Source organism: Streptomyces pseudogriseolus (assembly GCA_002154585.1).
GTDB classification, from domain to species: domain Bacteria; phylum Actinomycetota; class Actinomycetes; order Streptomycetales; family Streptomycetaceae; genus Streptomyces; species Streptomyces pseudogriseolus.
Genome location: MUNG01000475.1, coordinates 1 through 4,679 on the forward strand (window position 1 = coordinate 1; position 4,679 = coordinate 4,679).

At 72.7% G+C, this 4,679-nt stretch carries 1 protein-coding gene; it reads right to left on the reverse strand.

Annotated elements, in window-relative coordinates; translation table 11 throughout:
* Positions 1-4,665: type I polyketide synthase (locus CCN29_RS31290; protein WP_143661427.1), on the reverse strand; the 4,665-nt coding region annotated here is incomplete at its 3' end.
* Positions 4,666-4,679 lie beyond the last annotated feature (14 nt).

A 4,679-nucleotide genomic window follows, 5' to 3' on the forward strand; every position in this document is an offset into this window, starting at 1 on the left:
CGCCAGCATCGGCTCCATCAGGGGTGAGTGGAACGCGTGGGAGACACGGAGGCGGGAGGTACGGCTGCCCTGAGCGGCCAGAGCCTCGGCGATCTCGGTCACGGCGGTCTCGGTACCGGCGAGGACGACGGCCTTCGGGCCGTTGACCGCCGCCACCGACACCTCGGCCTCGCGGCCGCTCAGGAGCGGCAGGACCTCGTCCTCGGCCGCCTCCACCGCGACCATCACCCCGCCCTCCGGCAGGGCCTGCATCAGACGGCCCCGCGCGGTCACCAGCGTGCAGGCGTCCTCCAGCGACAGCACACCAGCCACATGCGCAGCCGCGATCTCACCGATCGAGTGCCCGCCCACGAAGTCCGGGCGCACACCCCACGACTCCAGCAGCCGGAACAACGCCACCTCGACCGCGAACAGCGCCGGCTGCGTCCACTCCGTACGGCCCAGACGCTCCGCGTCGTCACCGAAGACGACGTCCTTCAGCTCCGCGCCGACGTGTGCACACACCGCGTCGAAGGCGTCCGCGAACACCGGGAACGCGTCGTACAGCTCACGCCCCATGCCGGCACGCTGCGCGCCCTGGCCGGAGAAGAGGAAGGCCGTGCGGCCGTGGTGTGTGACGCCGGTGACTGTGTGCGGGCCGGGTTCGCCCTCGGACAGGGCGCGCAGGTCTTCGACGAACTGGTCCCGGTGAGCGGCGACCACCACGGCACGGTGCTCGAACGACGAGCGGGAGTGCGCGAGGGCGCCGGCGACGTCCACGACACCGGGCTCGGGCAACTCGTCCAGAGTCGCGAGGAGACGACCGGCCTGGGCACGCAGGGCCCTCTCATTACGGCCACTCACGAGCCAAGGCACCAACGCGTCGTCGGCGTCCTGTGTGTACGCGGACTCTTGCTGAGGGGCTTGTTCGAGGATGACGTGGGCGTTGGTGCCGCTGAGGCCGAAGGAGGACACACCCGCACGGCGAGGACGGTCCACCGACGGCCACTCCTGCCGCTCCGTCACCAGGCGCACCGCGCCCGTCGACCAGTCCACCCGCGACGACGGCTCGTCCACATGAAGCGTCGCCGGCACGACACCGTGCCGCAACGCCTCCACCATCTTGATCACACCGGCCACACCCGCAGCCGCCTGCGTGTGACCGAAGTTCGACTTCACCGACCCCAGCCACAACGGCCGGTCCGCGTCACGGTCCTGCCCGTAGGTGGCCAGCAGCGCCTGCGCCTCGATCGGGTCACCCAACCGCGTACCCGTCCCGTGCGCCTCCACCACATCGACGTCCGACGGGGACACCCTGGCGTCCGCGAGCGCGGCACGGATCACGCGCTGCTGCGACGGACCGTTCGGCGCCGTCAGCCCGTTGGACGCACCGTCCTGGTTGACCGCGCTGCCCTTCACCACCGCCAGCACCCGGTGACCACGCGCCCGGGCATCCGACAGCCGCTCCACCAGCAGCACGCCGACGCCCTCACCCCAGCCGGTGCCGTCCGCGCCGTCCGCGAACGCCTTGCACCGGCCGTCCCCCGCCAGACCACCCTGACGACTGAACTCCACGAACGCACCCGGCGTCGACATCACCGTCACGCCACCCGCAAGCGCCAGATCACACTCGCCGGACCTCAGCGACTGCACGGCCAGATGCAGGGCCACCAGGGACGACGAGCAGGCGGTGTCCACCGTGACCGCCGGACCCTCAAGCCCCAGCACATACGCCAGACGCCCCGACAGCACACTCGCCGCGCTGCCCGTGCCCACATACCCGCCGAAGTCACCCTCCGACATGCCCAACAGCGCCGGATAATCCTGCCCGTTGGTACCCGCGAACACCCCGACCCGGCCGCCGCGCAACGACCGCGGATCGATCCCCGCCCGCTCCACCGCCTCCCACGACGACTCCAGCAACAACCGCTGCTGCGGATCCATCGCCAACGCCTCACGCGGCGACACACCGAAGAACTCCGCATCGAAGCCCGCTACATCGTCGAGGAAGCCGCCCACCCGCACGTGGTCGAGGGCCGCCGTACCGTCCTCCGTGCGGACGTAGCGCTCGTAGAGGAGGTCCAGGCCGGTCCAGCCGCGGTCGGCGGGGAAGTCGGAGATGCCGTCGCGCCCCTCCTCCAGCAGGGCCCACAGGCTCTCCGGGGAGTCCACGCCGCCGGGGAAACGGCACGCCATCCCGACGATCGCCACCGGCTCGTCGACAGCGGCCGTCGTGACCGGGGTGACGGCGGCCTGCCCGGGCTGGGCGTCCTCGGCCTCGATCCCCTCGCGCAGTGCGCCGTAGATGTGTGTGGCGAGAGCCTGCGGTGTCGGGTGGTCGAAGACGGCCGTGGCCGGCAGGGGGACGCCGCAGCCCGCCGCCAGGACGTTGCGCAGTTCCACCCCGATCAGCGAGTCGACACCGAGGTCGCGGAACGCCCGTTCCGGGCCCACCTGTTCGGGTCCGGTATGACCGAGTACGGCGGCGGCGCGGGAGCGCACCTCGTCGAGGACCAGGCGTATTCCGGCCTCACGTGGCAGGGAGGCGACGCGGAAGCGCAGGCCGCCCGTGGCCGTGTCGGCCTCGTGGGCGGATGCGGCCTGGCCCGGAGCGGTCGTCAGGGCGGCCGGGCTCAGCGGTGTGAGGAGTGCGCTCGGGCGGGCTGCCGTGAACGCGGGCACGAAACGGTTCCAGTCGGCCGCGACGACCAACCGGGTGACGGTACCCGCGTTGAGGAGTGCTTCCAGCGCCGACAGTGCGGTCTCGGGTGCGAGCGGGGTCACCGCTCCCTGTCCGCGGCGTCGGTCACCGGCGGCCGCGGCCATGCCGGCGCCCGCCCAGGGACCCCAGGCGATGGACGTGGCGGGGAGGCCCTCGGCCCGCCGCCGCTCGGCCAGCGCGTCCAGTACGGCGTTGGCGGCCGCGTACACGCCCTGTCCCGGACTGCCGACGGTTCCGGCGAGCGAGGAGAACAGGACGAACGCGCTGAGGTCGGTGTCCCTGGTCAGCTCGTCGAGCAGCAGCGCCGCCTCGGCCTTGGGACCCATCACGCGCCGCACCTGGTCGGAGTCGCTGGTGAGAAGCGTCCCGTCGTCCAGCACTCCGGCCGCGTGGAACACCGCGTCCACGGGGTGTTCGGCGAGGAGCGCGGCCAGGTCCTCGCGCACGGAGACGTCCAGGGCCGCCATCGTCACGCGGGCGCCCGACTCCTCGAGTTCGGTACGGAGCTCCGCGGCGCCGGGGGCCTGTTCGCCCCGGCGGCTGACGAGGAGCAGGTGGCGGGCGCCCTGCCGGACGGCCCAGCGCGCCACGTGGGCGCCCAGGGCGCCTGTGCCGCCGGTGACGAGCACGGCGCCGTCACCCGGGGTCCACGCGCTCGGTCCGTCCGCCGGGGCGGTGCGTGGGGCGAGCGGCGCGGCCTGCTTCAGCCGGCGTCCGAAGATGCCGTGGGAACGCAGGGCGATCTGGTCCTCACCCTGCTTCAGGCGCGTCAGCGCGGAGGCCAGACGCGTCCAGACGCGGTGATCCGTCTGCGCCGGAAGGTCGATCAACCCGCCCCACACGTCCGGGTGTTCCAGCGCGGCGACCCGCCCGAGTCCCCAGACGGCACTGTGCGAGACGTCGGTGATGCGGTCCGGGGCGCCGACGGTGACAGCGCCCTGGGTGATCGCCCACATCCTCGCCCCGGGAACCTCCCGGGCCAGCGCCTGCACGGCGGTGAGCGTCGCGACGACGGCATCGGTCCGCGAGGAGAAGCCCAGCAGCGAGAGTACGCCGTGCACGGCCCCGGTCGCCTCACCGGCGGTACGGACGGCCGCCGCGCAGGCAGCGGGATCGGCGGCGTCGACGTGGCAGAGCCGCGCCGTGAGCCCCTGGGCGCCCAGCCCGTCCGCGAGTTCGCCGGCCAGCGCCTGCACCGTGGCGTCCGGGTCCTCGGGGATCAGGACCGTCCAGTGGTCCACCGGTGAGATCGTGGCCGAGGGCGGCACCAGGTCGTCGCCCGTCAAGGGGCGCCAGGTGACCTCGTGGCACAGGGCCTCGAGTTCCGCCTGCTCCTGTCGGCGCCGATACCAGTCGGACAGGGCGGGAACCACCGTGCCGAGGGTGTCCGGGGGGAGGTCGAGGTCGGCGGCGAGGCGCGTGACGTCCTGCCGTTCGACGGCGGACCAGAAGGCGTCGTCGACGACGGTGGAGACACGAGCGGGACCGGTCGGGGCGTGAGCAGCCGATTCGTTCGGACCCAGCCAGTAACGGCTGCGCTGGAAGGGGTAGGTGGGCAGGTCCACCGCGGGCGTCCCGTCGCCCCCGCCCAGGACGGCGGTCCAGTCGACCTCACCGCCGTCGACGTGAATGCGGGCCGCCGCTCGCAGGACGGCGAAGTGCTCCGGGTCGTCCTTGCGGAGGGTGGACACGAACAGTGAACCGTTCGTGTCGGGCAGGCAGTTCTGGGCGAGGGCGGTGAGGGTGGTGTCGGGGCCGAGTTCGACGAAGCGGGTGACGCCTTCCGCGGCGAGAGTGGTGACGCCGTCGGCGAAGCGGACGGCCTCGCGGACGTGGCGGACCCAGTAGTCGGGGGTGGTCAACTCGCCTTCGGCGGCGAGGCGACCGGTCACGTTGGAAACGACCGGAATGGCCGGCGCGGCGTACGTCAGGCCTTCCGCGACCTGACGGAACTCCACCAGCATCGGCTCCATCAACG